At 44.1% G+C, this 25,514-nt stretch carries 25 protein-coding genes and 1 tRNA gene; 1 reads left to right on the top strand and 25 read right to left on the bottom strand.

The window, feature by feature from the left end; all coding sequences use genetic code 11:
• Nucleotides 1-16: 16 nt before the first annotated feature.
• The 5 genes from AAIG11_RS03395 to AAIG11_RS03415 form a co-directional block, all read right to left on the bottom strand.
• On the bottom strand, nucleotides 17-802 hold the full coding sequence (locus AAIG11_RS03395) for a YlmH family RNA-binding protein (protein ID WP_343184854.1): 786 nt from the start codon (nucleotides 800-802) through the stop codon (nucleotides 17-19).
• Nucleotides 803-809: 7 nt separating this feature from the next.
• Nucleotides 810-1,085, bottom strand: a complete 276-nt coding sequence (locus AAIG11_RS03400; RefSeq protein ID WP_343184855.1) for a YggT family protein — start codon at nucleotides 1,083-1,085, stop codon at nucleotides 810-812.
• A gap of 16 nt (nucleotides 1,086-1,101) precedes the next feature.
• Nucleotides 1,102-1,563 (bottom strand): cell division protein SepF, encoded by a 462-nt coding sequence (locus AAIG11_RS03405; protein ID WP_343184856.1) that lies wholly within the window; start codon nucleotides 1,561-1,563, stop codon nucleotides 1,102-1,104.
• 12 nt (nucleotides 1,564-1,575) lie between these two features.
• Nucleotides 1,576-2,274 carry a YggS family pyridoxal phosphate-dependent enzyme gene (locus AAIG11_RS03410; RefSeq protein ID WP_343184857.1) on the bottom strand — a complete coding sequence of 233 codons (699 nt, stop codon included), beginning with the start codon at nucleotides 2,272-2,274 and terminating at the stop codon, nucleotides 1,576-1,578.
• A gap of 61 nt (nucleotides 2,275-2,335) precedes the next feature.
• Entirely contained in the window at nucleotides 2,336-3,616 is a 1,281-nt protein-coding gene (locus tag AAIG11_RS03415; protein WP_343184858.1) for a biotin/lipoyl attachment domain-containing protein, read from the bottom strand.
• Between the two features lie 312 nt (nucleotides 3,617-3,928).
• Between AAIG11_RS03415 and AAIG11_RS03420 the strand changes: the two genes are divergently transcribed.
• On the top strand, nucleotides 3,929-4,207 hold the full coding sequence (locus tag AAIG11_RS03420; RefSeq protein ID WP_343184859.1) for an acylphosphatase: 279 nt from the start codon (nucleotides 3,929-3,931) through the stop codon (nucleotides 4,205-4,207).
• Between the two features lie 23 nt (nucleotides 4,208-4,230).
• On the opposite strand, the gene AAIG11_RS03425 is transcribed toward AAIG11_RS03420, so the two are convergent.
• The 20 genes from AAIG11_RS03425 to AAIG11_RS03520 all read right to left on the bottom strand — a co-directional run bounded on the left by AAIG11_RS03425 (nucleotide 4,231) and on the right by AAIG11_RS03520 (nucleotide 25,506).
• Nucleotides 4,231-4,944 (bottom strand): hypothetical protein, encoded by a 714-nt coding sequence (locus AAIG11_RS03425; RefSeq protein ID WP_343184860.1) that lies wholly within the window; start codon nucleotides 4,942-4,944, stop codon nucleotides 4,231-4,233.
• Between the two features lie 363 nt (nucleotides 4,945-5,307).
• Nucleotides 5,308-6,588 (bottom strand): L-lactate MFS transporter, encoded by a 1,281-nt coding sequence (locus tag AAIG11_RS03430; protein WP_425499402.1) that lies wholly within the window; start codon nucleotides 6,586-6,588, stop codon nucleotides 5,308-5,310.
• Between the two features lie 169 nt (nucleotides 6,589-6,757).
• Nucleotides 6,758-6,834 (bottom strand) — tRNA-Pro (locus AAIG11_RS03435).
• A gap of 110 nt (nucleotides 6,835-6,944) precedes the next feature.
• The gene (locus tag AAIG11_RS03440; RefSeq protein ID WP_343184862.1) at nucleotides 6,945-7,985 is read right to left on the bottom strand and encodes an NAD(P)H-dependent glycerol-3-phosphate dehydrogenase; all 1,041 of its coding nucleotides are present in this window, start codon (nucleotides 7,983-7,985) and stop codon (nucleotides 6,945-6,947) included.
• A gap of 4 nt (nucleotides 7,986-7,989) precedes the next feature.
• Entirely contained in the window at nucleotides 7,990-8,592 is a 603-nt protein-coding gene (gene plsY / locus AAIG11_RS03445) for a glycerol-3-phosphate 1-O-acyltransferase PlsY (RefSeq protein ID WP_343184863.1), read from the bottom strand.
• The gene (gene der, locus AAIG11_RS03450; RefSeq protein WP_343184864.1) at nucleotides 8,589-9,917 is read right to left on the bottom strand and encodes a ribosome biogenesis GTPase Der; all 1,329 of its coding nucleotides are present in this window, start codon (nucleotides 9,915-9,917) and stop codon (nucleotides 8,589-8,591) included. The genes plsY and der overlap by 4 nt, the downstream gene beginning before the upstream one ends.
• Before the next feature lie 4 nt (nucleotides 9,918-9,921).
• A complete protein-coding gene (locus AAIG11_RS03455) occupies nucleotides 9,922-11,289 on the bottom strand; it encodes a DUF512 domain-containing protein (protein WP_343184865.1) in 1,368 nt (455 codons plus the stop codon).
• A 14-nt stretch (nucleotides 11,290-11,303) separates the two neighbouring features.
• Nucleotides 11,304-11,777: a transcriptional regulator NrdR gene (gene nrdR, locus AAIG11_RS03460; protein WP_343184866.1), complete on the bottom strand. Its 474-nt coding sequence runs from the start codon at nucleotides 11,775-11,777 to the stop codon at nucleotides 11,304-11,306.
• 94 nt (nucleotides 11,778-11,871) lie between these two features.
• Entirely contained in the window at nucleotides 11,872-12,975 is a 1,104-nt protein-coding gene (gene ftsZ, locus AAIG11_RS03465) for a cell division protein FtsZ (protein ID WP_343184867.1), read from the bottom strand.
• A gap of 161 nt (nucleotides 12,976-13,136) precedes the next feature.
• Entirely contained in the window at nucleotides 13,137-13,478 is a 342-nt protein-coding gene (locus tag AAIG11_RS03470) for a small basic family protein (protein ID WP_283408327.1), read from the bottom strand.
• 5 nt (nucleotides 13,479-13,483) lie between these two features.
• Entirely contained in the window at nucleotides 13,484-14,206 is a 723-nt protein-coding gene (locus AAIG11_RS03475; RefSeq protein ID WP_343184868.1) for a DUF881 domain-containing protein, read from the bottom strand.
• A 10-nt stretch (nucleotides 14,207-14,216) separates the two neighbouring features.
• Complete coding sequence (locus AAIG11_RS03480; protein WP_343184869.1) at nucleotides 14,217-14,951, bottom strand: DUF881 domain-containing protein; 735 nt, start codon at nucleotides 14,949-14,951, stop codon at nucleotides 14,217-14,219.
• Nucleotides 14,938-15,699 (bottom strand): cell division protein FtsQ/DivIB, encoded by a 762-nt coding sequence (locus AAIG11_RS03485; protein ID WP_343184870.1) that lies wholly within the window; start codon nucleotides 15,697-15,699, stop codon nucleotides 14,938-14,940. The genes AAIG11_RS03480 and AAIG11_RS03485 overlap by 14 nt, the downstream gene beginning before the upstream one ends.
• A 73-nt stretch (nucleotides 15,700-15,772) precedes the next feature.
• Entirely contained in the window at nucleotides 15,773-16,846 is a 1,074-nt protein-coding gene (gene murG / locus AAIG11_RS03490; protein ID WP_343184871.1) for an undecaprenyldiphospho-muramoylpentapeptide beta-N-acetylglucosaminyltransferase, read from the bottom strand.
• A gap of 2 nt (nucleotides 16,847-16,848) precedes the next feature.
• Nucleotides 16,849-17,973: a putative lipid II flippase FtsW gene (gene ftsW, locus AAIG11_RS03495; protein ID WP_343184872.1), complete on the bottom strand. Its 1,125-nt coding sequence runs from the start codon at nucleotides 17,971-17,973 to the stop codon at nucleotides 16,849-16,851.
• A gap of 66 nt (nucleotides 17,974-18,039) precedes the next feature.
• Nucleotides 18,040-19,404 (bottom strand): UDP-N-acetylmuramoyl-L-alanine--D-glutamate ligase, encoded by a 1,365-nt coding sequence (gene murD / locus AAIG11_RS03500; RefSeq protein WP_343184873.1) that lies wholly within the window; start codon nucleotides 19,402-19,404, stop codon nucleotides 18,040-18,042.
• Nucleotides 19,405-19,464: 60 nt separating this feature from the next.
• Entirely contained in the window at nucleotides 19,465-20,409 is a 945-nt protein-coding gene (gene mraY, locus AAIG11_RS03505) for a phospho-N-acetylmuramoyl-pentapeptide-transferase (RefSeq protein ID WP_343184931.1), read from the bottom strand.
• A 19-nt stretch (nucleotides 20,410-20,428) separates the two neighbouring features.
• A complete protein-coding gene (locus tag AAIG11_RS03510) occupies nucleotides 20,429-21,829 on the bottom strand; it encodes a UDP-N-acetylmuramoyl-tripeptide--D-alanyl-D-alanine ligase (protein ID WP_343184874.1) in 1,401 nt (466 codons plus the stop codon).
• On the bottom strand, nucleotides 21,816-23,291 hold the full coding sequence (locus AAIG11_RS03515) for a UDP-N-acetylmuramoyl-L-alanyl-D-glutamate--2,6-diaminopimelate ligase (RefSeq protein ID WP_343184875.1): 1,476 nt from the start codon (nucleotides 23,289-23,291) through the stop codon (nucleotides 21,816-21,818). The genes AAIG11_RS03510 and AAIG11_RS03515 overlap by 14 nt, the downstream gene beginning before the upstream one ends.
• Before the next feature lie 46 nt (nucleotides 23,292-23,337).
• Entirely contained in the window at nucleotides 23,338-25,506 is a 2,169-nt protein-coding gene (locus AAIG11_RS03520; RefSeq protein ID WP_343184876.1) for a penicillin-binding transpeptidase domain-containing protein, read from the bottom strand.
• Between the last annotated feature and the right edge of the window lie 8 nt (nucleotides 25,507-25,514).

Consider the following 25,514-nt stretch of genomic DNA (forward strand, 5'->3'; position numbering starts at 1 on the left):
CGTCCCCTCCAGTCAACTACTTCATTATACCAATTTGAACATGCCAGCGCTGCGAACGGCTGAGGGAACCAATTCTAAGCAACTGAATTCTTCCATATCCTTTCACCGAAAGAACATCCCCCTCATGAAGCTCAATATTCTGTTTCGTGGCTGCCTGCCAGTTAACACTCACTTTTTGCCCAGCAACCAACACCTGGGCTTTGTTCCTAGAAGTTTTCATCGCCAACGACAAAACCGCATCCAGTCTCAATGAAGCCACTGTCCCTTCAACAAGGTGCATGTCTGTCGACGGCGGCTTGACAGGAATCGATTCAACCAGTCTGTTTTTAACTTTTACGCGCCCCACGTTCTCCAGATTCCACATTACATAATCGGCCATTTCCGGCACCAGAGCAACCCATGCGGTTTCTTCCAAAATGACAATATCACCAACAACATCCCGTTGAACTCCCAGGGATAGCAAAGCACCCAGATAATCCCGATGCGTGAGAGAGAAAGACTTATGAGAGCGTGATATCTCAAGGAACAACACAAGAGGTCGAAAATCCGAGGGTTCCAAGTAATCGGGAACCATCACCAACCGCCGTCTTTCAGCATTGTCAAAACCACCGTCCAGCAGCCACTTGAGTCCACCAATATGTACCAGTAAAGACTCAGCAAGCAACCATTCTCCTGGAGTTAAAAAAAAGGATGTTTTTGGAATATGTCTGTCGGTCACTTGCCTCGCCTGATCAATCAGCATCTCCCATCGTTGTCTGGTTTCAGACTGAGAAATACGACTTAAAGCTGCTTCAATACCCATTAGATGATTACCGCAATAGACTGATTGCAAAGTTTGCAATCGCATTAATGAAAATGATGCCTACGATTGGAGAAAAGTCAATCATTCCCTGATATCGAAACACTTGATGAATCATCGTTCTGATTGGGCCGAGAATTGGCTCTGTGATGCCGTAAATGAGTTGACCCAACATGCTGTATGGGTTTATGCGGAGCCAGGAAAAAATGACACGAACCAAAATAAAAAAGTTAAGAAGGCGTGCAAAATAATGAACTGCCATTGCCACATTTGTTGTTTCAAACAAGCATCTTCACACTCCTTTATCGATTCTGCCAGGGAAACACACCTTTGTTTCGCAATTCTTCTTTTATGTTGCCGGCAATTTCAACATTGTTGGGGGCCAATATGAAAATGTCGGAAGATACTTTTTGAATACTGCCGTCTAACGCATAAATGGCGCCGTTCAAAAACTCGAAAATCTTTCTGGCAACATCAGCCTCCAACGTTTCAAGGTTGACAATCACAGGTTTGCGATTTTTAAGATTATCTACAATGTTCTGAACCTCATCATAGGCATTCGGTTCAAAAATCACGACCTTCATCTGTGTCGTTGTGTGAATGTTAACCACCTTGTTTTTTCGGGAACCCGACTGATTGCCTCTATCATCCTGGTCAAACATGGGTTGATCATAAAGGGGCTCTGGGTATAACTCTTCCTCTTCATCCTCAAAAACATCCAATCCCATAAAGTGTTTCACTTTATCAACAAATTTTTCAGCCATGAACATTCCTCCCTATGCATAATTGCGACTGCCAAAAAGAGCACTGCCGATGCGGACCATTGTGGCCCCTTCCTGAACGGCTACATCAAAATCATTGGACATTCCCATGGAAAGCACTTTCATTTCAACGGAGCTGAGCCTCTTTTCTTTCGTTAGCTGAAAGAGTTCGTTCAGTTTCTTAAAATATGGTCTTGCCTTTTCCGGGTTATCGTCATAGGGAGCCATGGTCATCAGGCCTATCGCCCTTATTCCGGATAACTCTTGTGACTTTTTGATCAAGTCTTCCAGTTCAGTCGGCTCGATTCCAAACTTACTGACTTCTCCTGAAACATTGACCTGAATTAGACAGTCAATCTGCCGCCCGCTTTTCAGTGCCCGTACGCTAATTTCCTCCATCAGCGGAAGTGAGTCGACAGAATGAATTAATGAAACTTTATCAACTATATATTTTACTTTATTTCGCTGTAAATGTCCAATCATATGCCAATTCACCAAGCCATCGATCTGATCAAATTTTCCCAGCATTTCCTGAACCTTGTTTTCTCCCACGTTTCTGACACCCAGGTTGACTGCCTCCTGAATCTGATCCACGGCAACTTTTTTCGTCACAGCAATAACATCGATTTGCCTCTCTGGTGAAACCGATTTAATCAATGATTCCCGTATGCGTTCTTGAATTATTCGTAAGTTTTCACCTATGCTCATCATCATTCACTCCATCTCATCATCTGGAATACCGCTACTTTGTCACCTTATCATTCTCCATATAAGACTATCTCACCTTTTGACCCTCCACCACACTCGTCGGATTAGCAATGATCTCATCATACTGACGGATAGTAGTCATTCTAACTTCATGCCCTTCAGAATCCGAGGCAGTAACCGTCACCGCTCCTTCACCCACCACCACGGTCCGATCATCCCGCCCCAGTTCTTTGACAGGGGTTTTAACCGCATAGCCGTTGACGTCTATCCGATAAACACTTTTTCCGCTGTGATCACTCATTATAGCTGATATCGGTAGTTTCAGTCCCTCATGTCGCTGATGAATCAACTCTAAAGGCAATACTCTGCTTTGATACCATGTGCCAATCCCATCCTGCATGTCTATGACCAGTATGACCTCCAGCTGACTGGCGCTTGTTAGAACTTCCCGCAGAGTTCCTCTGACTTCTTTCCGAGTTATCGGGTCACGTATCAGCAGTCTGATTCCAGATTCATACTGCTTTGCCAGTTCCTCATTGACCGCCAGCAGCAGCTGCCACCGCTGGTCGTGAATAATCCTGTAATACCCGGTATCCTCAAGACCAGGTTCTTTGATCAAATGCAAAAAACTATCAGCCAGCGTTGAAGCTTCTTCGTCATCTGACGAAAGCCTCAGTTTCTCACCCCACCCGTCATCGCCGATGGCAAAAATACCCGGGCTCTCCGCTCTGATTTCGTGACTGGTATGCTTCAATCGCTGCTCGATTTTTTCCTTTTCCACTTCCAGCTCTTCCAGCGTCATTTCAGGCAACTGACGATGTACTGCAATTAATTGATGTTGATCTGCCAACTCTTCCAGCATTTGTTGATTTTGAAATGCCAGTTCATACTGCCCATTCTTCAGGTTAAGACGTATATCAGACATCAAAAAATTCATCTGCTGATCAATCTCTCGTTCTGCTTCCTGAGAATATGCAGACAAATCTCCTCCAGACTGCAAGTTCTTTAGTCTCATATCAATCAGCTGATTTTGCAATAACAGGGCATGATCCTGATCGGAAATTAAAATCTCGGCAAGTTTCTGCTGACGTGCCACCTTCTGTCCTTCAGTAATCACCCATCGCAACCCATGATCGGCCGTCACCGGATACACCGATTCCTGCCGCAGGGCTACTCCTTCAGCTGAAACCACTTCTTCCAATATGCCGTACTCCGCCAAAACAACATCAATTTTGAGTTGACTGATCAAGGGGCTCATTTTATAAAACAGATATAATAGAATAATGACACATACAGGCAAGGCAATAACCAGGCCGCCTGTAAGTTTCCAGTTCCAAGACAGTTTCATGGTCCTCCACCTGCTTATCTTCAGACTAATGCAACGTCTTTATTTTACCACATAACTCTCCTGGAACAAAACCGCTGTGTTGGTATTTTATCCGCACCAATCCAGTACTCTTTACAGTAATTGAACATATTTCATAGGATTGACCCTTTATCTGATCCGTCTGGTTTGATGATGCTGTACCCCATAAATATGGTATTGTGAAGAAAAAATACACTCACCGGATAATTATTTATTTGTTGGGTATTGATGCATTAGTGGGTGGATCATCTGATTAGACTCACCTAATAAATTCCCTAAAAAGAAGGTGCTTTAATGAAAGCAATCCACGTGATTATTACTGGTGATGTCCAGGGAGTTGCCTTTCGGTTTCATGCGAAAAACAAAGCTTTATCTCTGGAAATCAGCGGTTGGGTACGCAATCGGTTGAACGGTTCTGTTGAGGCTTTCTTTCAGGGCGAATCTTCAGCCGTTGACGCAATAGCAGCCTGGTGTCATCATGGACCGCCAACGGCATCAGTTGCCCATGTCTTAGCCGAAACAGCCACCGTCGATGCTTCTCTGAAAGGGTTTGTCGTTCGCTCAACCTGTTAATTCCTGCCAGATTGATCTTTCAGTTACCACTCCGGAAGAATCATACGTGACAATTCTTCCCGGTCAATTTGCTCCAATATTTCCCGATCAGGTGCCAATAGATAAAGCCCCAGGCTAAGTTCATATTCTTTTTCAAAAATTGCATAGAATCGCCCATAAAGCTTTATTATCTCAAAATCGGCATGCCCTTCTTGTGGAGGCAGAGGATTTCCATATTGCAGATATCCCCTCTGGTGTTTTTGATAAACATGTTGTGGGCTGTTGGTAAAAATCGATGCATCAATTTGCGTCCACCCTTTCCTGCCAACATACGTTACATCACTTTCAATCTTTTCAATTTCGATATCAAATGTCACATTTTCCGGATTCAGTCCCATCGATGGCATCACAAGAAATCGTTGATCATATTCGGTAACACTTATCCATTGATCAGGATCAAAATTGCCATCTTTGTCAAATCCAAAACCAAGCTCAGGAGTTTGTTTATGCTGAACCAAATAAGCACCATAAAAACTTGAGAATCGCGGAGATGTATGGTCAAAATACGATGCGTTGCGTTGCCATGGTGAAAAGCCCCCAAAGCGATATAAAACTGTCAGTGCCCATGGTTCTCCCTTCCATCTGTCAAATCCAGTTTCATCATGGTAAACCAACATTAGTGGATGCCATTGATCATCCTTTTGGGATTGGTTAGTGGGAATATCCAAATAATACTCGTTTTTATTGATCAAACTCATTTTCTGATGATGTAAACTGTAAGGCCACATGACCAGGACACTTCGAAGCAAATAATACCATGGAGCTGTAGTGGCCATCAAAAATATTAACAGCCATATCACGCACCTACTTCTCCTGCCCGTCTGCCTAAGCTTCTCCATCTCTTCACTTCCTCATATTCATCTGGACTTGTCTCAGGATTGCTCATTCTTTATTTTTGCTCATTTTCTCCTGATGTATATCCTTCGTCAAGTTTATCTGGTATGAAAGCATCCAGGCTGATCTAAATTGAATGTGATGAACCACAGAAAGTACATGGAGCTTCTGGCAAATGCCAGAAGCTCCTGATGAGCGGATCATGGTAGATTATTATATTCCATCTATTAGTCAGCTTTTGGTTCAGGATCCGATGACAAAGATGAGACGACCTGAACAACACCCTGAACAGCCGGCGCCTTGGTAAAAAGGGTCATCACTGCACCAGCAGCGCTTAAAACTCCTGATACTACATAACTCAGTGCATAGGTACCAGTCAAGTCTCTGACAATACCTCCCAATAGTGGTCCAAATACGCCGCCAATTCCCCAAGCAGTAATAACCATGCCATAGTTAATACCAAAGTTTTTCACTCCGAAATAATCTACTGTTGTTGCCGGGAAAAGAGTCAACATGCCTCCAAATGTGAATCCCACGACTGAAACCCCTGCAATCAGAAGCAATGGACTGTTTAAGCTGGGAAAGAACACATAAACAGCTACCTGAAGCACAAACATTGCAAACAAAGTGCGCATGCGGCCAAATTTATCAGAAATCACACCGCACCCAACACGACCTGCACAATTGAAGATGGCATATATCCCAACAAGCATGTAGGCATTTGCCATTCCAGCCTGTTCAAGGCCAATTTTAGAAAGCTGCCCAATGATTAGAAGTCCTGCAAATGTTCCGAAACAAAACATAATCCAAAGTTGGTAAAATTGCTTGGTTTTTAGAACCTCATCCCATTCATAGTCCACTTTTTCAGGCGCCTGATGCGTCAATAGCTGCTTTCTTGAAGCAGCTTCAGGGTCAACGCCTGCAGGTACATATCCTGCGGGCGGATTTTTGATAAACTGGGCTAAAGCCATGATCAAAGTGAAAAAGGCTCCACCTAAAATAAAAAACGTGCGTTGTAAGCCGTAGTTGGTTAATAAATAATTAGTGACCGGTGCAATATAAAGTGGCGCCAGGCCAAATCCACTCACCACGATCCCTGATATCAAACCTCTTTTTTGAGGGCTGAACCATTTTACAGCCGCTGGCGTTGGGGCAGCATATCCCATCCCCATACCCATTCCAAAAACAACCCCAAAGAAAAGCGTCAGTCCAATGATCGTCAGATAGAGACCGGACATTAGGAATCCAATACCTGCCAAAACTGCTGCTCCCATAATGATTGGCCGTGGTCCAAGCCTGTCCTGAAGCCTGCCCCCAGGTACCATTGATAATGCAAACACAGCACAAGCAACCATGTAGGGGATTTGCGTCATTGTAGCGCTCCATCCCAATTGATCGATCAACGCAGCAGAAATGACCCCCCAGGCGTACAGAACACCCAGCATCAAATTAACCCCTAAGCCAGCAAACGTTACTACCCACCCTGCTCCTAACCTTCTTCTCTCCACATCGCACCCCCTGAATTCTACATGCTATTTCGTTGATTTCATTTCATTTTATCAGAAACCGTGCTCTTCGAAAAGGTTTTTTTACGAAAAACGTTATTCTGTTGCTTTGTGTCCCCTGGACATGATCATTGCAACAAAAAGCCTGTATTCTGAAGAATACAGGCCTGACTGGTCTGGCTGACAGGAATTGAACCTGCGACCTCTAGAACCCCATTCTAGCGCGCTACCAAACTGCGCCACAGCCAGTTGAAAAAAGGTGTTTTTGGACACAAGGATATTATAAAGGAAACCATTGGAACATGCAAGTATTATTTTCATCTTCCGGTGATAACCGAATTATCTGACACACTTCCACATTATTTCTCTAACCACTCTATCATATGCCCTGCTGCCACTTCTTCCATTTCATGCTTGCGTTGACGTGTCATGAGCTCACGCACCACCTGCTCTACCGGTTGATGGCTATGCAGCAAATTATGAATCGCTGTGGTAATTGGCATTTCCACATGATGATGAAGGGCCAACTCGTAGGCTGCATCAGCTGTAAAAACACCTTCCACAACCATGCCTATGGCCGCCAATGTTTCTTCAAGACTTTTCCCTTGTCCAATTAGAATACCCGCTCTCCGATTACGGCTATGCATACTGGTACAAGTTACAATCAAATCACCGATACCAGCCAAGCCGGCAAAAGTGTTCAGCGAGGCACCCATCTGCTTCCCAAGTCGCGCAATTTCTGCTATCCCTCTTGTAATCAGAGCTGCTCTCGAGTTATCACCATAGCCGATCCCATCGGCTATGCCAGCCCCAAAAGCAATGACGTTTTTCAATGCTCCCGCCAGTTCAACCCCAACCACATCCGGATTGGTGTAAACACGCAAATATGGATTCATGAATAAATCCTGGGTGTATTCGGCAATTTGTTTGCTGCGAGCTGCCGCCACAAGCGTTGTGGGCATGCACCTGGCTACTTCTTCTGCATGTGATGGCCCTGAAAGCACCGCAAAAGTGGCTCCTCTCACTTCTTGCTTTACAATTTGCGAGATGCGGCAGTAGCTTTTTTTTTCAATTCCTTTCGCCACATTAATGATCAACATGGTCGGTGATAGATACGGTTTCACCGTTTGCAGTGCCGCACGAACCTGCTGAGTTGGGATTGCCAACACAACAGCATCAGTTTTCCAAAGAGCTCGTTCCGGGTCAGTTATAATCTCTAATTCCCGGGCCAGCTGAACATCTGGAAGATACCGCTGGTTCGTTCGCTGCTCTTTCATTTCTTGTGCTTGTTGCTCACTGCGCATCCACAAACGTGTACGATGTCCATTGGAGTGCAACACTGTTCCAAGGGCAGTTCCCCAACTGCCCGCTCCCAAAACTGTAATGGTTTTTGGTTCCATTTCATTAACTCCTGTTCAACTTTTTTTTGAGATCAAACCGGTTTTCAGTTCCATCAACAATACGTTTGATGTTACTCCGATGACGATAAAGAACAAGAAGTGATAAAGCAATCCCCAACCAAATATGTGCAGATTCACCGTTGGTTTTCCAAAGAAGCACTGTCCATAATAACACACCTGTCATAGAGGCTAACGAGACGTAGCGAGTAATAATAATGATAATAATAGCCACCGCCAGACAAATCCAAGCCAGCTGTGGATGGATCATAAAACCCACTCCCATCGTTGTTGCCACTCCTTTGCCGCCTTTAAATCGCAGAAGCACTGGCCAATTGTGTCCCACTACCGCCAACAGACCACATACCCCTGCCATGGTTTCACCTGAAAAATAGCGACCCATCCAAACAGCCACAACACCCTTCAGGAGATCACAGAAAAGAACCAATATGGCCAGCTTCAGACCCAGAACGCGCATCACATTGGTAGTGCCGGCGTTTCCACTGCCATGTTCACGAATATCAATATTAGCGGTTAATTTTCCCAGAAAAAAAGCTGGCGAAAAATTCCCGAGAAAATAAGCTGCCATCAATAAAACTGCAATTTTCATGCCCCGGTTCCTCCCGATTTTTCTCGTAACATAAAGCGCACGGGCGTGCCTTCAAATCCGAAGTTTTCCCTAATCCGATTTTCGAGATATCTCTGATAAGAAAAATGCATGAGTTCCTTGTCGTTAATGAAGAGAATAAACGTTGGCGGCTTCACAGAAACCTGTGTGCCATAGAATATTTTCAGGCGTTTGCCTTTATCTGAAGGCGGTTGTTTCATAAGGGTTGATTCTGCTATCACTTCGTTTAAAACGCCTGTTTGTATGCGCATGGCATGTTGATTGGAAACATGTTGAATTGCTGGGATGATGCGATCTATCCGCTGCCCCGTCAAGACAGATACGAATAGAATCGGTGCATATTGACAAAATCCGAGTTCGCGCCTGATGTCTTTCGTCATCTGATTCACTGTTTTATTATCTTTTTCCACCAAATCCCATTTGTTGACAAGTATGACCATCGCTTTGCCGTTTTCATGGCTGAGGCCTGCCACCTTCTTATCTTGCTCCGTCACGCCTTCACGGCCATCAATCATCAACACACATACGTCAGAGCGTTCAATAGCAGCAATCGCTCGAAGGACACTGTAATGTTCAACATCATCATTAATGCGGCTTTTCTTACGCAGGCCCGCTGTATCTATCAGCAGATATTCCTGCCCATCCATGGAAAATGGTGTGTCAATGGCATCTCGGGTCGTCCCTGCGATATCACTGACAATAACGCGTTCTTCACCAAGAAATTTATTAATAAGGGAAGATTTGCCTACATTTGGCTTTCCAATCACAGATACTTTAATTTGATCTTGATCTTCATGGCTGTGCGTTGATTCAGGAAAATGACTAATTACCAAATCCAGCAGGTCCCCTAAACCGTAAGCCATTTCAGCCGAGATTTCAATAGGATCCCCCAGACCCAGTTCATAAAAATCATAATAATACTCAGAATGCTGGTGTGAATCCACTTTATTAACAACTAAAATCACAGGGCGATTGTTTTTGCGTAACAAATCAGCAATTTCCTGGTCCTGAGCAGTAATACCTGCTCTACCATCCACCATAAAAAGTATGACATGGGCCATTTCCATGGCCAATTGTGCCTGTTTTCGCATTTGTGAAGGAATGATCTCACTTGAAGAAGGTTCAAGGCCACCTGTATCAATCAATGAAAACGTATGGTTCAACCATTCCACCTCAGCATATATCCTGTCACGGGTTACTCCTGGAGTGTCTTCAACAATGGAAATGCGGCGTCCTGCCAACCGGTTAAAAAAAGTTGATTTCCCTACATTTGGCCTTCCAATGACGGCCACAATTGATTTTGACATCTTATTATTCACTCCTGCTCTTTGTATTCCTTGCCGAATGTCGCAACATTGTTTTTATCCACTGACTTCCATCCACCTGGCATGGAATCACTTTGATGCCAAGCTGTTGAGAAACATCAGAAACAGTCAGATCATCTAAAAAAACCATTTCTCCATGTTTTAGCATATTTTCTGGAATCATCACGAAATCGCCCAAAAACTCACCTTTTAGGCGTGTAACCAAGTCTTGTCCTGTCACCAATCCACTAACGGTGATTGACGGACCGAAAAATGTATTCGCTACAGGTATCACTTTTACTATAAGACCTTCAACCTTTAGCATCAGCCTTTCAGCCAGCAACATCATAAAAGGTGCTGCAGCTTCTCCAGTAGCAATGGTCATATGAAAAGAGTGTCTTTTGCGAATTAATGGCATTTTCTGCAAAAAAGCTATTGCATCCAACTCAAAAGAAGCCAGCATTCCGACACCATTTTCAAGCTGATAAAAAGCCTCATATGCTGAGGCATCCGGCCATGGTTCTTCTGCTTTAAGATAAAATTCATCCGCAGGATATACCAGCTTTCTGCCCAACTTGTTCTCCCAACGATTCTGCCATTCATGTATTTGCTTCAGCACCTGCCTCGCTTTTGAACCTGTAACAGACTGCAGCGCTGCATTTTTCTGATATTTGGTAATACCTACCGGAACCACTGCAATGCTAATGATACTTTCTGCAAGTGGTTCCATATCTGTTAAGGTTCGATCCAACTCAGAACCGTCATTAAATCCGGGACATAAGACGATTTGAAGATTCATGCGTATGTGATGTTCATGAAACCGCTTGAGAGTTGTCATCAGATTGCCGGCAAATCGATTGTTGAGCATTTGAACCCTTAGCTCTGGGTTTGATGTATGAACAGATATATTTAGCGGACTGATCCTATAACGTATCATTTTGTCGATTTCATCTGGTTTCATATTTGTAAGAGTAATGTAGTTACCTTGCAGAAAAGAAAGTCTGGAATCATCATCTTTCACATATAGTGCTGAGCGCATCCCTGGAGGCATCTGATCAATAAAGCAAAAAAGACACTTATTACGGCATTGGCGGGTTTCAGCCATCACAGGATTTTCAAACTCAATTCCCAGTTCATCATCATAGTCTTTGACAATTTCAAGTACCCATTCACCGCCATCCGCTCTTTGCAGTGTCAGTTCAATATTTTCATCTGCTGTCAAGAATCGATAATCTATCACATCTTCCACCAGGCATCCATTAATGGCTATCAAACAGTCGCCAGCCTGTACGCCCAACTCAGAAGCAATACTCCCTGGCACCACCCGGGAGATGATATTAACTGTTCGCATATCTTCCAATTTTACACACTCCATAACGCCTCAAAAAATCATCGATTGGCAGGTCTTTTTTTTTCGTGCAGTATTTTTGTCAGTTCATCCATGAATGTGTTCAGATCTTTAAACTCCCTATAAACAGATGCAAATCGGACATAAGCCACTTCATCCAGCTTTTTAAGGGCATCCATAACCATCTCGCCAATCTGATCTGTCGCCACTTCTTTTTCCATTTCATTCTGCAAATACTTTTCAATTTGATTGACCAGTGTCTCTATTTCCTTTAATGGAACAGGTCTTTTTTCACAGGCTCGAATCATACCATTTAAAATTTTATTTCTATTGAAGGGTTCACGGTTGCCTGATTTTTTAATGACAATCAATGGAATTTCTTCCACTTTTTCATATGTGGTGAATCTTTTTTGGCAGGCATTACATTCTCTTCTTCTTCGAATGGCTTGCCCTTCATCCGTTGGACGGGAATCAATCACTTTTGAGTCAAACTGGCCACAAAATGGGCAATTCATCCATTTCACCCGCTTTCTTTCATTAATCTCCTATGAATCAAAAAGAAAAGACCTGCCCCCTGCTCTCACGTCTTTTCTTTCGTTAAATGCGTCACTATTTTTTACGTCTAAGAAAAACTGGAATATCCAACTCATCAGATTTTGCGGGCTCTTCAGTTAATTCATCCAGGAGATCCTTCTGTTTTTCTTCTGAGACTTTGGCTGCTTTTGTCTCATTTTGTTTCTTTTGAGAAACACGTTGAGGTTGACCATCAAAACCGGTTGCAATTACCGTAATCTGAATCTCGTCTTTCAGCTCTTCGTTGATCACCGCTCCAAAAATAATATTGGCATCTTCATCTGCTTCTTCCTGAATCATCTGGGCTGCCTCATGCACCTCGAAGAGGCTCAGATTTGAACTGCCGGTAATATTAATCAACACGCCCCGTGCACCATTAATGGAAGTTTCCAGTAATGGACTGTTGATGGCTTGTTTAGCTGCCTCCTGTGCCCGATGCTCTCCTGCTGACCGTCCGATGCCCATATGTGCCAACCCTTGATCAAACATGATTGTTTTTACATCCGCAAAATCACAGTTTACAAGACCGGCATCATCGATCAGATCAGAGATACCCTGAACCCCCTGACGCAGTATATCATCGGCCAGTCGAAATGCTTCAATTATCGATGTTTTTTTCTCAACAACTTCCAAAAGACGGTCATTGGGAATAGTAACCAGCGTATCAACACAATCCCTCAACTGATTAATTCCCTGGTCTGCATGACGCCATCTTCTTTTTCCTTCAAAAGAGAAGGGTTTTGTCACGACACCAACGGTGAGAATGCCCATTTCCCTTGCAATTTCGGCAACAACAGGCGCTGCTCCGGTACCCGTACCCCCTCCCATGCCAGAAGTCACAAACACCATATCAGCACCCTGAAGCAGCTTGCACAGGTCATCCCTGCTTTCCTCGGCTGCCTTTTTGCCTATTTCAGGGTTAGCTCCTGCACCTAAGCCTTTTGTTAACTTTTCACCTATCTGCAATTTCTGTTCTGCGCGGGAGTTCATGAGAGCTTGCTTATCAGTGTTGACAGCAATAAACTCGACACCTTTCATACCGGTTTCAATCATTCGGTTGACTGCATTGTTACCTCCGCCACCAACACCAATTACTTTAATCTGTGCTACATTCTCCATATCCATGTCAAATTCTAACACGAAGTCCCCTCCTCGATCTTCGAATTTATCTTGAACAAAACCTGTTTATCTCATGTTTACATGGTTATTTATTCCACATAAATCTTCTGATTCCTTTGTCTTTTTATTATGGATAACACATCAACCATTCCATTTTTCAGAGAGCACCAGCATCATAATCACTAATGGGTATGTAACCGATTGATAAGGTGACGCCTGATAATTGCAAAGTTTTGGAACAAGCGGCTCCCAAAGGCAAAAATGGCAGCATAGTAGAGGGGAACTCCCAATCGATCACCGATATACGCCAAAAATGCAGCCAGAATTGCGTTGCTAAAAAATCCGGTCACAAAAATTTCAGTATTGAATTTATTTTCCAGGCTCGCTCTCAAGCCCCCGAAAACCGAGTCGAGGGAGGCTAAAATTGCCACAGATATATAGAGAGTAAATGCAGCAGGATAAGTTACTGGTAAGATAACGCCAAGCAGTATTCCCAAAAGTAGTCCAACAAAGGCATAAATCATTTAAATCATTCACCTTCCTTAACTGAAACGTATTGTAGCTGACGCTGGCCATGATACCGTGGAATACGTACTCGTTCACTGACATGAGATTCAACTCTCAAACCAAAAACCTCTTTCAGCTCCCAGGCATATGTGTTGGGTGCTTTAATCGCTGCATTGAGCAAATCGTAATTTCCAATGGCTTTAATGACAAAAGGCTGTGCATACGTGAACTGATTGATGGTAATTGTCGCTCCGGCACATTGAATTTCTGATGTGCTTAACACCCGTTGTCCATTGATAGACAGTGCTTCTGCCCCTGCAATTTTTAGATCGTTGATGATTCTCAGCACATCAGCATCATGTACGATGACATTGTTAGGATCCTCACCTTCGTAAAGGTCTCGGTCACTGTCACTCAAAAGCACCATAACGCCGGGTCCTTCCAAATCATAAAATCCACTGTGTATTTTCATGTTTTCTATGTCTTGAACCAATATTTCCTGAATACTTCCATCTGATGCAATAGCCGCTTCATAATTTCGCAGCTTCTCCTCCTGAGCTTCAATGAGCGAAATAATTTGATTTATCTCATCCTGCTCACGTTTAACGGCATTTTGCAAATCACTCATGGTTTTAATGGTAATAAAGCTGTAATCCGACCCAACACTCTTAAACTGAAGTGTGATTAAAAAACCAACCAGCATAAAAGCTGCAATCAGAAACCACTTTTGGGCATTTTTTTTCACATTTATCGCCTCATTGTTGGACTGGTTCCATCGGTGCAGCATATTCAAACTGAAACACCCGCTGATACCGGGGAACCTGCAATTCGTTTTCTTTTCGAACAGTTACCTGAAGATTATAATACTGACGCATCTGCCAGATAATACCATACCGCATATTCAGTGCTGCTTCCAATGTTTCTGGATTTCCAACAGCCTTAATCTCAAAAGGGGGTGATACCGGCGTGTCATTGATGTGAAGTGTGTTTGATGAAAAGTGAATTTCTGTCGTTGCGACATAGCGCTGTTCATTAATGGAAATTGCTTCTGCTCCTGCCGCATTCAAAGTATTGATAAGTTCCAGCAAAATTTCATAATTATACACAATTAAACTCTCATTTTCAGATTGGTTAAATGCTCTTGGTGGATCTTCAAGGTTAATGACAACACCCGGACCAGTACCGGGGAGGTATCCCGCTAACAATTGATAGCGCTCCAGATCATTTTTAAGATTTTTAATCATCAGATTCTCATCTGCTTCCGAAAGCTCATACTCTCGCAGCCGGTTTTCCAAGTCAGTCAGTTCTTCATACAACTGCTCTTTCTCCAGTCGCAACTGTCTTAGTTCAGCAGCCAGCGTCTGTGCCTTCTGAGTTGACAAAAACCCGCCTTCTGACACTTCGCGGACCGATTTTATCTGCATGGCAATTATCAATCCAAGCACACCACAGATAACTGCGATGGCTATTTTACCTTTACGGCTTGTCATCCTCATCCTCCTGACGGGCTCTGTCCTGCACGGTGATGTGACCTTCGTAGCGCATATCAATGATGACACTGTTCATGTTTCTGGTATGCAGTGTAATCAAAGCTTCTTTCAGCGCCAGTACAGAATACGCCGGATTATCCATATAACCGAACAAAGCTTCAATTCCATTAAATGTCACAACTTTTACCTGTCCAGTCTCATCAATATTAATTTCTGAGATCATCTCGAGAATTTCAGCTTCCCGTGCAGCACCCAGAATCTGATAAGCAGTCTCAAGAGATTCTTCATTCTGCACCAGAGCCGTATCTCCGGTTTGAAAGCTGATGAACTTAATGCCTGTTACCAGGCAGAGATTACTGTCAAGAATTCCATCAGTTACATTCAGAACCACGCGCTCCTGATCAAGATAAATATAAGAACCCATATATGGTATTATAGCATATTCTTCCCGTTCTCGAACAACTATATTTATGGTGCTGAAACCTTTCCTGGTGAGGATAGCATCACGAATATACGGATGACTTTCAACTTTTTCTGCCGCTTGTTTCAGACTTGAGCCATAAAACTGATCCCCCAGTTTTATTTCAGACAATGCCGCCACCACATCCTGCTCAAGCCGGCTTACTCCTTCAATCTGAATCGCTTTCACTCTGAACAGCGGCGATCTAAAAACAAAATAATAACCAGTTCCACACATCAACACCAGCACGATCAAAGTCAAAATCATGCGTATCCAAAAGCTTCTCATTTTCTTTTTTCGGTATTTTTTTTGGGTCATCAGTACCACTTCTCTCTATTTAAAACAAATCCGGCTGCACCGGTTAATCCTGCCGCAAATGTGCCCAAATGCGATCGACGGCGGGTCTAACTTTTGTAAGTTCCAACACTTGATGTTCTTCCAATAAGCCATTCAGTATCTGCTGATATAGAAGCGCACCATTCAGCTCCTCTTCTCGAATGACCGTGGCAAATCCGCAGGATTCCATCATACGTGCATTTTTTTCCTGATGATTATCTGCCGTATAGGCTTTCGGTATCAGAATTGCATATTTTTCCGAAGCCTGTATTTCAGCTATGGTAATTGCTCCAGCACTACACACAACAAGATCACAAGCTTTCAGGGCATATGGCATCCGATGAATATAAGGAACTATTTGGTGCCCGCATTGCTTGAGTTTTTGTTCATCAATGATGTTTTTCATCTGATTGTAATGATTCTTTCCAGTAGCCCATAAAAGCTTGAAAGGCAGCTCTTCAGAGTGTTTAATCATCTCATGGACAGCTGTATTAATGCTTGATGAACCACCACTTCCACCAGCGATCAACACCATTTTTTTCTCATCATACTCAGGAAAACTCTTTCTGGCCTCATCTACTGTCAGCTGATAGTATTCTTTGCGAATCGGGTTTCCCGTCACCACCAGTCGATCTTTTTTTCTGAAGTGGCATGCTGCTTCTTCGAAGCTGAGAGCCACAACATCAACATGTTTTGATAAAATACGATTGGTGAGCCCTGGGAATGCATTCTGTTCATGAATCAGTGTCTTAATCCCTTTTTTTGCAGCGAGGTAGACGACGGGGCCTGAAACGTATCCACCTGTCCCAATTACCCAGTCGGGCTTGAATTGTCGAATTATTTTTCCTGCTTCAGTCAATCCCTTCAAAAGCATGCCTAAACTTTTGACATTATGAAGTGAGAGTTTTCTTTTGAGGTATGAAACAGTGATCGGCTTAATCTCGTAACCAGCAGCCGTTACCAGCTCCATCTCAAGACCTTTTTGTGTTCCAACGAATAAAATTGAAGCATCCGGTTCAGCTTCCACTATTCGATCAGCAATGGCAATGGCTGGATAGATGTGTCCGCCCGTTCCACCTCCGCTAATTAAATACCGCATGTTTAACCTCCTGCTCCAATTGATCTCTTGGATATGTTTAGAAGTATCCCGGTTAATGCCATCAGCACAACAAGTGCATTCCCTCCAAAACTGATAAAAGGAAGTGGAATCCCTGTTACCGGCAACAAAGATGTCGCCACTCCAATGTTAATGATTACCTGTATTCCCACCAAAGTGGCAACACCCGAGGCAACAAGGCATCCAAAAATATCTGGTGCATTCATGGCAATCCGCGTGCAGCGCCAGATGAACAACGCAAAAAGCACAATGACAAAAGCACTGCCAATAAATCCCAGTTCTTCAGCAATAATCGAAAAAATAAAATCATTATGGGGCTCTGGTAAATGAAGGTGCTTCTGAATGCTCCTACCGATACCTTTGCCTGAAAGTCCACCCGAACCTATTGCCAGAAGTGATTGGATTGTCTGAAGACCTGCATCAGACGGATCGGCCCAAGGATCCAGATAGGCAACCAGACGGCGTGTTTTATACCCTTGCCCGGTCAAAAAGACATATGCCAGAAAGCTCCCCACTGCACCCAGCCCTGCCAACGAAAGAAATACAAAGTGGCTAATGCGTATTCCACCAATAAACATCATGATGATCATCAGAAAAACCAGCACCAGCCCGGTACTAAAATCCGGTTGCTTGTATACCAGTAAAAAAACTACGCCACACAGCAGTAGATAGGGAATGACTCCTTGGTCAAATGTCTGCATCTGGTTCTTCTTACGTTCAAGACTGGCTGCCATAAAAATAATCAAACTGAATTTCGCCACTTCTGTGGGCATCAATGAAAGACCATAAATATGTATCCATCGTTGGGCAAAATTGATTTCCGTTCCAATGGGCGTTAACACCAGTATCAATAGCACCAACGAAGCCAACAGCAATAGATTAGCCAGTTTTTTCCACAACTGATAGTTAATCTGACTGAACACAATCATCAGCACTAGTCCAACAGCCGCCCACTGTAACACGCGTATCAAAAAAAACAATCCGTCTCCCATATTTGACATCGCATAAGAATAACTGGCACTAAAAACCATGATAATGCCAATAGCCACCAGTAGAATTGTTGTTAGTAAGAGGGTCAAATCCATTCGTTGTCGGTTTTCCTTGTCCATGGTACCACTCCAATGTCTCTGCAAGCCAGCTTAAACCTGCAGATCGTCAGTCTCAACAAACGCGTTTTAGCCGACCAGTTCGCCAACCAGTGCTTTAAAGTGAGCGCCTCGCTCTTCAAAGTTTGCATACATATCCCAACTGGCACAGGCTGGAGACAAGAGTACCGAATCCCCAGATTCAGCCAATGCTGCTGCTTCCCTTACAGCTTCATCCAAGTTTCTGACCTGTTTCACTTTATTAAAGTTCAAGCGTTTCGATGTTTCCATCAAAAGAGGTGCTGTTTCACCATATACCAATAAATATTTCACTTTCCCATGAAAAGTGTTAAGCAAACTGGTAAAATCACTCTTCTTATCCATTCCACCTGCAAGTAAAATCAAAGGAGCTGTGACGGCTTCCACTGCTTTAATCGCTGCATCAGGGTTAGTTGCCTTCGAATCATTTATGTACATTACCCCATTTTTTTCTGCAACAAATTCAATGCGATGTTCTACTCCTGGAAACTTAACCAACGCCTCAGCAACGGCTTCTGGAGGCAAACCGCAAACCAGCGCCAAACCAGATGCAGCCAGCGCATTTTCAAGGTTATGAGTACCAGGAATCTGGATCATGTCAACTGCAATAATTTTCTTCTCAGTGTCATTCCAGCGGAAAACAATTTCATCTTTGTCAACAAAGATGCCACGAGATAGTTTTTTTTGCCTGCTAAAATAAAGAGGCATCGAGCGCAACCCGCTATTATATGCCATGGAGGCTGCATCATCTGCATTGATGACAGCCACATCATCTTTAGTCTGATTTTCAAAAATGCGATACTTCAGCGCTGCATAAGCATCCATCGAGCCGTGGCGATTGAGGTGATCCGGTGTAATGTTCAATAACGCAGCAGCTTTTGGCCTGAAATGTTGAATGGTTTCAAGCTGAAAACTGCTGACTTCCATCACGTAATAGCCATTTTTGTTGAGTGTGTCAACTCGCGAAATCCCAGGAATGCCAATGTTGCCCACAACTTCAGTCTCTTTCCCAGCCAGACGAAACATCTCACCCGTTAGAGCTGTTGTTGTTGTTTTGCCGTTGGTTCCTGTGATAGCCACCACCGGGGCCCTCATATGCTGATAAGCCAGTTCAATTTCTCCTATGATGGGAATGTTCAATTTTTTGAACGCTCTTAAAAAGGGTAGGTCCACGGGAACTCCTGGTGATAGGACAATCAGTTCAGGGTCATGATAGTGTGACAGATCCTGGGGATGCCCACCCAGAATAACTTTCTCAATCATGTTTTCCAAATTTTGCAACGTATCCGCCAATGAAGTTGCATCTCTCATGTCATTTAGGAAAACCCGCGCACCTTGGGCATGCAAAAATTGAATCAAAGGGACTCCTGTAATGCCAATTCCTACTACCAGTACTTTAAGTCCATTCAGATGCATGTCAAACCCTCCCTGTTTTGCTAATTAAACCAACCAATGCCTGCTTTCATCTTACGCTGTTCATGGAATGCCGAGAATACCCAGTAAGCACAATATGATCGTGACGCCCCAGAAGGTTGTCACCACACGACTCTCAGACCAGCCTGACAATTCAAAGTGATGATGTAGCGGACTCATTTTAAAAAGCCGATTTCCTGTCAACTTAAAGTTCACTACCTGCAAAATAACCGAGAGTGTTTCAGCAAAATAGATCCCTCCTACCACAGGCAAAAGCAGGGTCAGGTTAGTCATGAGAGCTATGGCTGATAATGCGCCTCCAAGAGCCAGAGAACCAGTGTCGCCCATAAAAACCCGAGCTGGATAAATATTAAAAATCAAAAATCCCAGACATGCTCCTGAAAGTGAACCAGCAAACCATGCCAGCTCAGTAAAAGAAAGATGCCAGCACACGAGACTGAAAAAACCACTAACAATTACCATGGTGCCTGCTGCTAAACCATCCAGACCATCTGTTAAATTAACGCTATTGACAGTTCCCACTATCACCCACATGAGAAATGGCATCATCAGCCAACCAAGTGTCAGCTCATCCCTCAGAAATGGAATGTATAAGTGAGACGGCACAAGGCCTCTATTTTCAGCAAACATCAGTAACAAACCAGCAGCGGTTAACTGCATGATCATTTTTTGATAGGCTCTTAAACCCATGGGGCGTTTCAATACGACTTTGAGATAGTCGTCAACAAACCCGATCGCTCCAAATATGAGAAAACCCATCAATGCTAACAGCAATGTCTCATCCAGTTCTGTCATCATTAATGTGGCCGTTACCGAGGCAAGAATAAACATTAGTCCGCCCATGGTCGGTGTGCCCTGTTTTGCCAGATGGCTCTGTGGACCATCCTGTCGGATGCTTTGCCCTGCCTTGATTTTCTTTAAAACCGGTATCAAAACCGGCCCCAGTGCAGCGGCAAAAATAAAACCCAAAAGAATTGCCAATACCAGTGAGCGTTGCAGCAACACCTTACATGTCCCCTTCCATCAATTGCACCACAATTCTCTCCATGGCCATGGCCCGTGACCCTTTAATGAGAATGACATCTTTCTCCCTGGTCTCTCTGGATAAAATTGCAGCAGCTTCTTCTGGTGTCTGAGTTTCAAAGATAATCAACTCGTTTGTCTTCATTTCCAGTGCAGCCGCTTCCAGCGCAATCCACCTGGCCATCTCACCCACAGTTATGAGTACATCCACTGCACCATCCATCAGTTCATGCGCCAGTTCCCGATGCAGCCATTCTGCATCTTCACCCAGTTCAAACATACTGCCAAGCACTGCAAAGCGTCTGTTGCCAGCCCTGCTTTTCAACACTTTCAATGCCGCCTTAACCGAATCAGGATTTGCATTGTATGCATCATTGATCAACTCACATTGGTTGATATGTATCATTTCCATGCGCATGCCAGATGGTTCAAAAGCATTCAAGCCTTCCTGGATTTCTTCTGGCGTCATACGGAAAAGTTGTCCTGTAAGAACGGCGAAGAGACCACCGATAACATGATGCATCCCTGGATGCATGACACGGAAGACATTCTCCCCAGTCTTGTTAGTACGAAAAGCAAACCCTTCCCCAGCCAAGTCTTCCACTCCCTGTGCCTGCATCTCCAATCCCGGAGAAAAACCCACACGAAGAACAGACTTTTTCAGCGACCTTCTTTCAATCTGTTGAAATAAGTACTCATCATCTCCATTGATGATGAGTATGCCATCAGATTGAAGCCCTTCAAGTATTTCCATTTTTGCCTCGGCAATGTTCTCGCGATTTCCCAAATTTTCCACATGAGCCCACCCCACATTGGTGACCAATGCGAGCGATGGCTTTGCCAGGCGGCTGAGCTCACTGATTTCACCCATTCCAGACATTCCCATTTCCAACACAGCGCATTGGTGAGCTGGTTCAAGTTCCAGCAGTGTCAAAGGCAAACCGATATGATTATTATAGTTTCCCTTGTTCTTATGCACGCAATATTTTACAGAAAGCACTGATGAAATCAAATCTTTCGTTGTCGTTTTTCCATTGCTTCCAGTAATTCCAATCACAGGAATTTGAAATTGATCTCTATAAGCGGCAGCTAATTGCTGCAGCGCCAGCAGGGTATTGTCCACTTCAATGACTGCCATCGACAACCCGGTTGATGCAGGATAGGTATATCCCGCTTCGACAAGCGCTGCTACTGCGCCGTTTTCAGCCGCCTGTGACAAAAACGCATGTCCATCTACTCTCTCTCCTTTTAGTGGAACAAAAAGACTCCCCTTCTTTACCTGCCTTGAATCGATGGTCACATGGTTGATTTCTTTCTGCTGACCTGATTTCTTGATAACACCCGCTGTCCATTGGCTAATTTGCAACAGACTAACAGCCTTCATGGATGCCAGCCTCCCTTGCTAACGATCTGGCCACTTCCCGGTCATCAAAATGGGTCGTTACATGACCTATTGTTTGTGTGGTTTCGTGACCTTTTCCAGCAATCAATACCACATCGCCACTTTTTGCAAGCAACAGCGCTTCTTTAATGGCATTTTTCCTATTTTCTATGACTTGGTATGCACCCTTTGTTTCTCGGATTCCCATTTCGATCATCCTTAAAATCTCCATCGGGTCTTCTGAGCGGGGGTTATCAGATGTTAAAATGCTTATATCGCTCAGCTCGCCAGAAATTTTCCCCATTAATGGTCGTTTAATTTTGTCCCGATCGCCACCGCATCCAAAAACAGTGATAATTCGATTCTCAGTAAATTGTCTGATGGTATTAAGAACATTTTCCAGAGCATCGGGCGTATGTGCGTAATCCACCACGACACCAAAACTGGTAAATTCAGAGATTTGTTCCAATCTTCCCGGTACTCCGCCTACCACTTTCAAGGCTTCACATATTCTATCAGGAGCTATACCCAGCGATCTGGTTGCTCCAATGGCAGCCAACGCATTATAAACACTGAATTTTCCAGGAATATGCAATGTTACTTTCCGATCCATCTCAAGCCCTTTTGCATAAAAAGAAACACTATTCAGCGTCAAGACAGCATCCATCGCCTGAAGATCGCTGTCATCACTCATTCCATAAGTGATAATCGGATAACCCTCTGAGCGTAATTCTTCTGCCATTCGCCGCCCATATTCATCATCGATATTGAGCAGATTGTTATGTTTAGTCATTGTGAATAAACGCTTCTTCTCCTGGTAATAGGCTTCCATTGAAGCATGGAAGTCAAGATGGTCTTCTGTCAGGTTGGTAAATACACCTGTGTGAAACTCGGTATGATTGACTCTCTCCAACGCCAGGGAATGAGAAGAGACTTCCATGACACAGACTGCCACTTGTTCGCAAACCATTTGCTTGAGTAATCGTTGAAAATCGACGGACTCAGGCGTGGTGCGGATGGTTTGTATTTGACGATCACCAATCCAGTTGGTGATCGTGCCAATCAAGCCGGTTTTTTTCCCCGCATGATTTAAAATCTCCTTCACCAAATAGGTCACTGTTGTTTTGCCGTTGGTGCCAGTCACCCCCACCAAGTCAAGGTGCTGAGAGGGCAGCCCGTTAAAAACCGAAGCCGCTGCCGATAAAGCCTTTCGTGTATCAGGTGATTGAACAACCGTCAGGTGGTCAGGTAATGCTATTTCCTCTTCCAACATAACTGCCACAGCTCCCAGCTCGACGGCCTGATGAACATAGAGATGGCCATCCGTTTGAAACCCTTTGATACATACAAAAAGGCTTCCTGGTTTGGCTTGGCGCGAATCATAAACAATTGACCCTATCTCACATGCCAGCGTCCCCTGTAGCAGCTTGAAAGTCTGGTTTCTAACTATTTCTTCGAGTTTCATGAGCGATCTCCTTATGGTTCGAGTTCTGTCTTTCCCGTCATACAGCTTATGGTGCAAAATGAACGTTTACCAGCGAACCCGGCTCTAAAAGCGTACCTGCCTCCGGAACCTGTTCTTTAGCTAACCCACTGCCGGTAATTTTTAGTTTTAAGTCTCTTGCACTTAGAATGGTATTAACTTCGCGTATCGTCTTCCCACTTAAGTCAGGCACCATCACAAGTGATGATGTTCCAGAATCATAACCCGTATATAATATCACATTTGAATAAGCGGGTACAGTCGTGCCAGGCTTTGGAAACAAATCAGCAATAATCGCCTGATCACCAAGTGAAGATTGAGTCTCCACCTGCATCACCAGCAAGTTTTCCCTCAAAAGACGTTCACCTTCTGCCACCGTCATGTCCCGTACTTCAGGCACAATCACTTCCACCACCGGAGGAGCGTCCATTTCAGTTTCCTGATATGCCGGTTTATACTCTTTATAGCGAATCACTTCACGAAATATATCACCGGCCACAGGTGCTGCAATTTCTCCACCATAATAGGCAGCGCCTCTGGGTTCATCAATTATCACCAGTAATGCCAGTTCGGGATCATCCGCTGGAAAGAAACCGAAAAAAGATGCAATGTATTTGCCCTGTTGATAACCACCTGGCATGACCTTTTGAGCTGTACCCGTCTTGCCACCAATCCGGTAACCCTGCACAGCGGCACGATTGCCGGATCCTTCAGCCACAACTGATTCCAGAATATCCCGCATTTGCTTGGATGTTTCGGCAGAAAATGCCTGTCGGATCACTTCCGGTTCAAATCGCTCAACTAACTCTCCTTTTTCGTTGCGCAGTTCACGCACCAGTCGTGGACGCATCACATTTCCATCGTTGATGGTTGCCATTGCTGAAACCATCATTTGGATTGGTGTGATCGATATTCCCTGCCCGAAGGATATCGTCGCAAGCTCCACCGGCCCAACTTGTGGCAATGAGTACATGAACGAACTTACTTCACCAGGATAGTCAACGCCTGTTGGCCGAGTAATTCCAGCTTCGAATAAATGTCTGTAGAGTGATTCTTTTCCCATTTGCTGAGCTAATTGAACGAAAACCGGGTTATCGGAATTTTGAACGGCTTCTTTAAAAGTCTGCTCACCGAAAGGATTGTACCATCGCCAGGAGCGAATGGTTGTTCCTGCAACATCAATCGTGCCTGAAGAATAGAATTTGGTCGACGATGTCGCCAGATTTTCCTCAAGAGCTGCTGCAGCAGTAACAACTTTAAAAACAGAACCAGGCTCATAGACTTCCTGAAACGCCGGATTTCGCCACATTTCAAACCAGCGCTCCATCTGCTCTTCCTGAGTCATTGACAAAAGCTGTTCCTGTTCGGCTTCTTGAAGAAGAACACGGGGCTGATTAGGATCATAGTCTGGCTTGATGCCCAAAGACAGAATTTCCCCGGTCTTAACTTCCATCACGATGGCAATCACCCGTTCTGCATTATGCTCTTGCCAGGCTTGATTGACAGCTCTTTCGGTATAGTGTTGAATGACTTCATCAATGGTCAACACCAGATCAGCCCCATTCACCGGCGGAAAATGTTTTTCCACATGAAAAGGGAGCTGTCGTCTTGCTCCGTCGATGTTGACAATCGACCGACCTGCAATGCCTGCCAGCTCTTTCTCATATCTTTGTTCAATTCCTGCGATCCCCTGCCCATCAACATTAGTGTGTCCAAGCACAAATGACGCGAAATTTCCATATGGATACATCCGCTCATTATCATCCACAAACCAAATTCCACGCACGCCCAAGTCGCGCATTTGTTGAACTACACTGTCATCAACTCTTCTGGCCAGGCTCACCAGCGTTGTGTTTTCTCTGGTAAGACGTTCCACCAGGTCCTCTTCATCCATGTTCAATATTTCCGAGAGTTGACTGGCCGTTTCAACCGGTTCGTCAATCAAATACGGATTCGCCCATATTCTATTTTTGACTGTTGTGATCGCCAGCTCTTTTCCATTTCGGTCATAGATGGTACCTCTCTTGGAAGGAACCACTATATCACTTGTCTGTTGTCGATTTGCAATGGACTGATATTTTTCTCCCTCCACAATCTGAAGCCAACCCAATCGCAAGACCAACACAAAAAGCAATAGTGAAACCAGCATATGTAAAAAAAGTAACCGTTTACGGCTGCTTTCCATTCTGCGGTTCAATCAAACCA

Source organism: Anoxynatronum sibiricum (assembly GCF_039414295.1).
Classification (GTDB): Bacteria; Bacillota; Clostridia; order Peptostreptococcales; family Tindalliaceae; genus Anoxynatronum; species Anoxynatronum sibiricum.

What these genes read in the sequence shown, in the direction of transcription:
- AAIG11_RS03395 (WP_343184854.1), bottom strand. Translation starts at nt 802, where the DNA reads ATGGGTATTGAAGCAGCTTTAAGTCGTATTTCTCAGTCTGAAACCAGA.
- AAIG11_RS03415 (WP_343184858.1), bottom strand. Translation starts at nt 3,616, where the DNA reads ATGAAACTGTCTTGGAACTGGAAACTTACAGGCGGCCTGGTTATTGCC.
- ftsW (WP_343184872.1), bottom strand. Translation starts at nt 17,973, where the DNA reads ATGGACAAGGAAAACCGACAACGAATGGATTTGACCCTCTTACTAACA.
- AAIG11_RS03510 (WP_343184874.1), bottom strand. Translation starts at nt 21,829, where the DNA reads ATGAAGGCTGTTAGTCTGTTGCAAATTAGCCAATGGACAGCGGGTGTT.
- AAIG11_RS03410 (WP_343184857.1), bottom strand. Translation starts at nt 2,274, where the DNA reads ATGATGATGAGCATAGGTGAAAACTTACGAATAATTCAAGAACGCATA.
- AAIG11_RS03440 (WP_343184862.1), bottom strand. Translation starts at nt 7,985, where the DNA reads ATGGAACCAAAAACCATTACAGTTTTGGGAGCGGGCAGTTGGGGAACT.
- AAIG11_RS03485 (WP_343184870.1), bottom strand. Translation starts at nt 15,699, where the DNA reads ATGAGAAGCTTTTGGATACGCATGATTTTGACTTTGATCGTGCTGGTG.
- murD (WP_343184873.1), bottom strand. Translation starts at nt 19,404, where the DNA reads ATGCATCTGAATGGACTTAAAGTACTGGTAGTAGGAATTGGCATTACA.
- murG (WP_343184871.1), bottom strand. Translation starts at nt 16,846, where the DNA reads ATGCGGTATTTAATTAGCGGAGGTGGAACGGGCGGACACATCTATCCA.
- AAIG11_RS03470 (WP_283408327.1), bottom strand. Translation starts at nt 13,478, where the DNA reads ATGATTTATGCCTTTGTTGGACTACTTTTGGGAATACTGCTTGGCGTT.
- AAIG11_RS03480 (WP_343184869.1), bottom strand. Translation starts at nt 14,951, where the DNA reads ATGACAAGCCGTAAAGGTAAAATAGCCATCGCAGTTATCTGTGGTGTG.
- AAIG11_RS03420 (WP_343184859.1), top strand. Translation starts at nt 3,929, where the DNA reads ATGAAAGCAATCCACGTGATTATTACTGGTGATGTCCAGGGAGTTGCC.
- AAIG11_RS03515 (WP_343184875.1), bottom strand. Translation starts at nt 23,291, where the DNA reads ATGAAACTCGAAGAAATAGTTAGAAACCAGACTTTCAAGCTGCTACAG.
- AAIG11_RS03425 (WP_343184860.1), bottom strand. Translation starts at nt 4,944, where the DNA reads ATGAGTTTGATCAATAAAAACGAGTATTATTTGGATATTCCCACTAAC.
- plsY (WP_343184863.1), bottom strand. Translation starts at nt 8,592, where the DNA reads ATGAAAATTGCAGTTTTATTGATGGCAGCTTATTTTCTCGGGAATTTT.
- der (WP_343184864.1), bottom strand. Translation starts at nt 9,917, where the DNA reads ATGTCAAAATCAATTGTGGCCGTCATTGGAAGGCCAAATGTAGGGAAA.
- nrdR (WP_343184866.1), bottom strand. Translation starts at nt 11,777, where the DNA reads ATGAATTGCCCATTTTGTGGCCAGTTTGACTCAAAAGTGATTGATTCC.
- AAIG11_RS03455 (WP_343184865.1), bottom strand. Translation starts at nt 11,289, where the DNA reads ATGGAGTGTGTAAAATTGGAAGATATGCGAACAGTTAATATCATCTCC.
- AAIG11_RS03405 (WP_343184856.1), bottom strand. Translation starts at nt 1,563, where the DNA reads ATGGCTGAAAAATTTGTTGATAAAGTGAAACACTTTATGGGATTGGAT.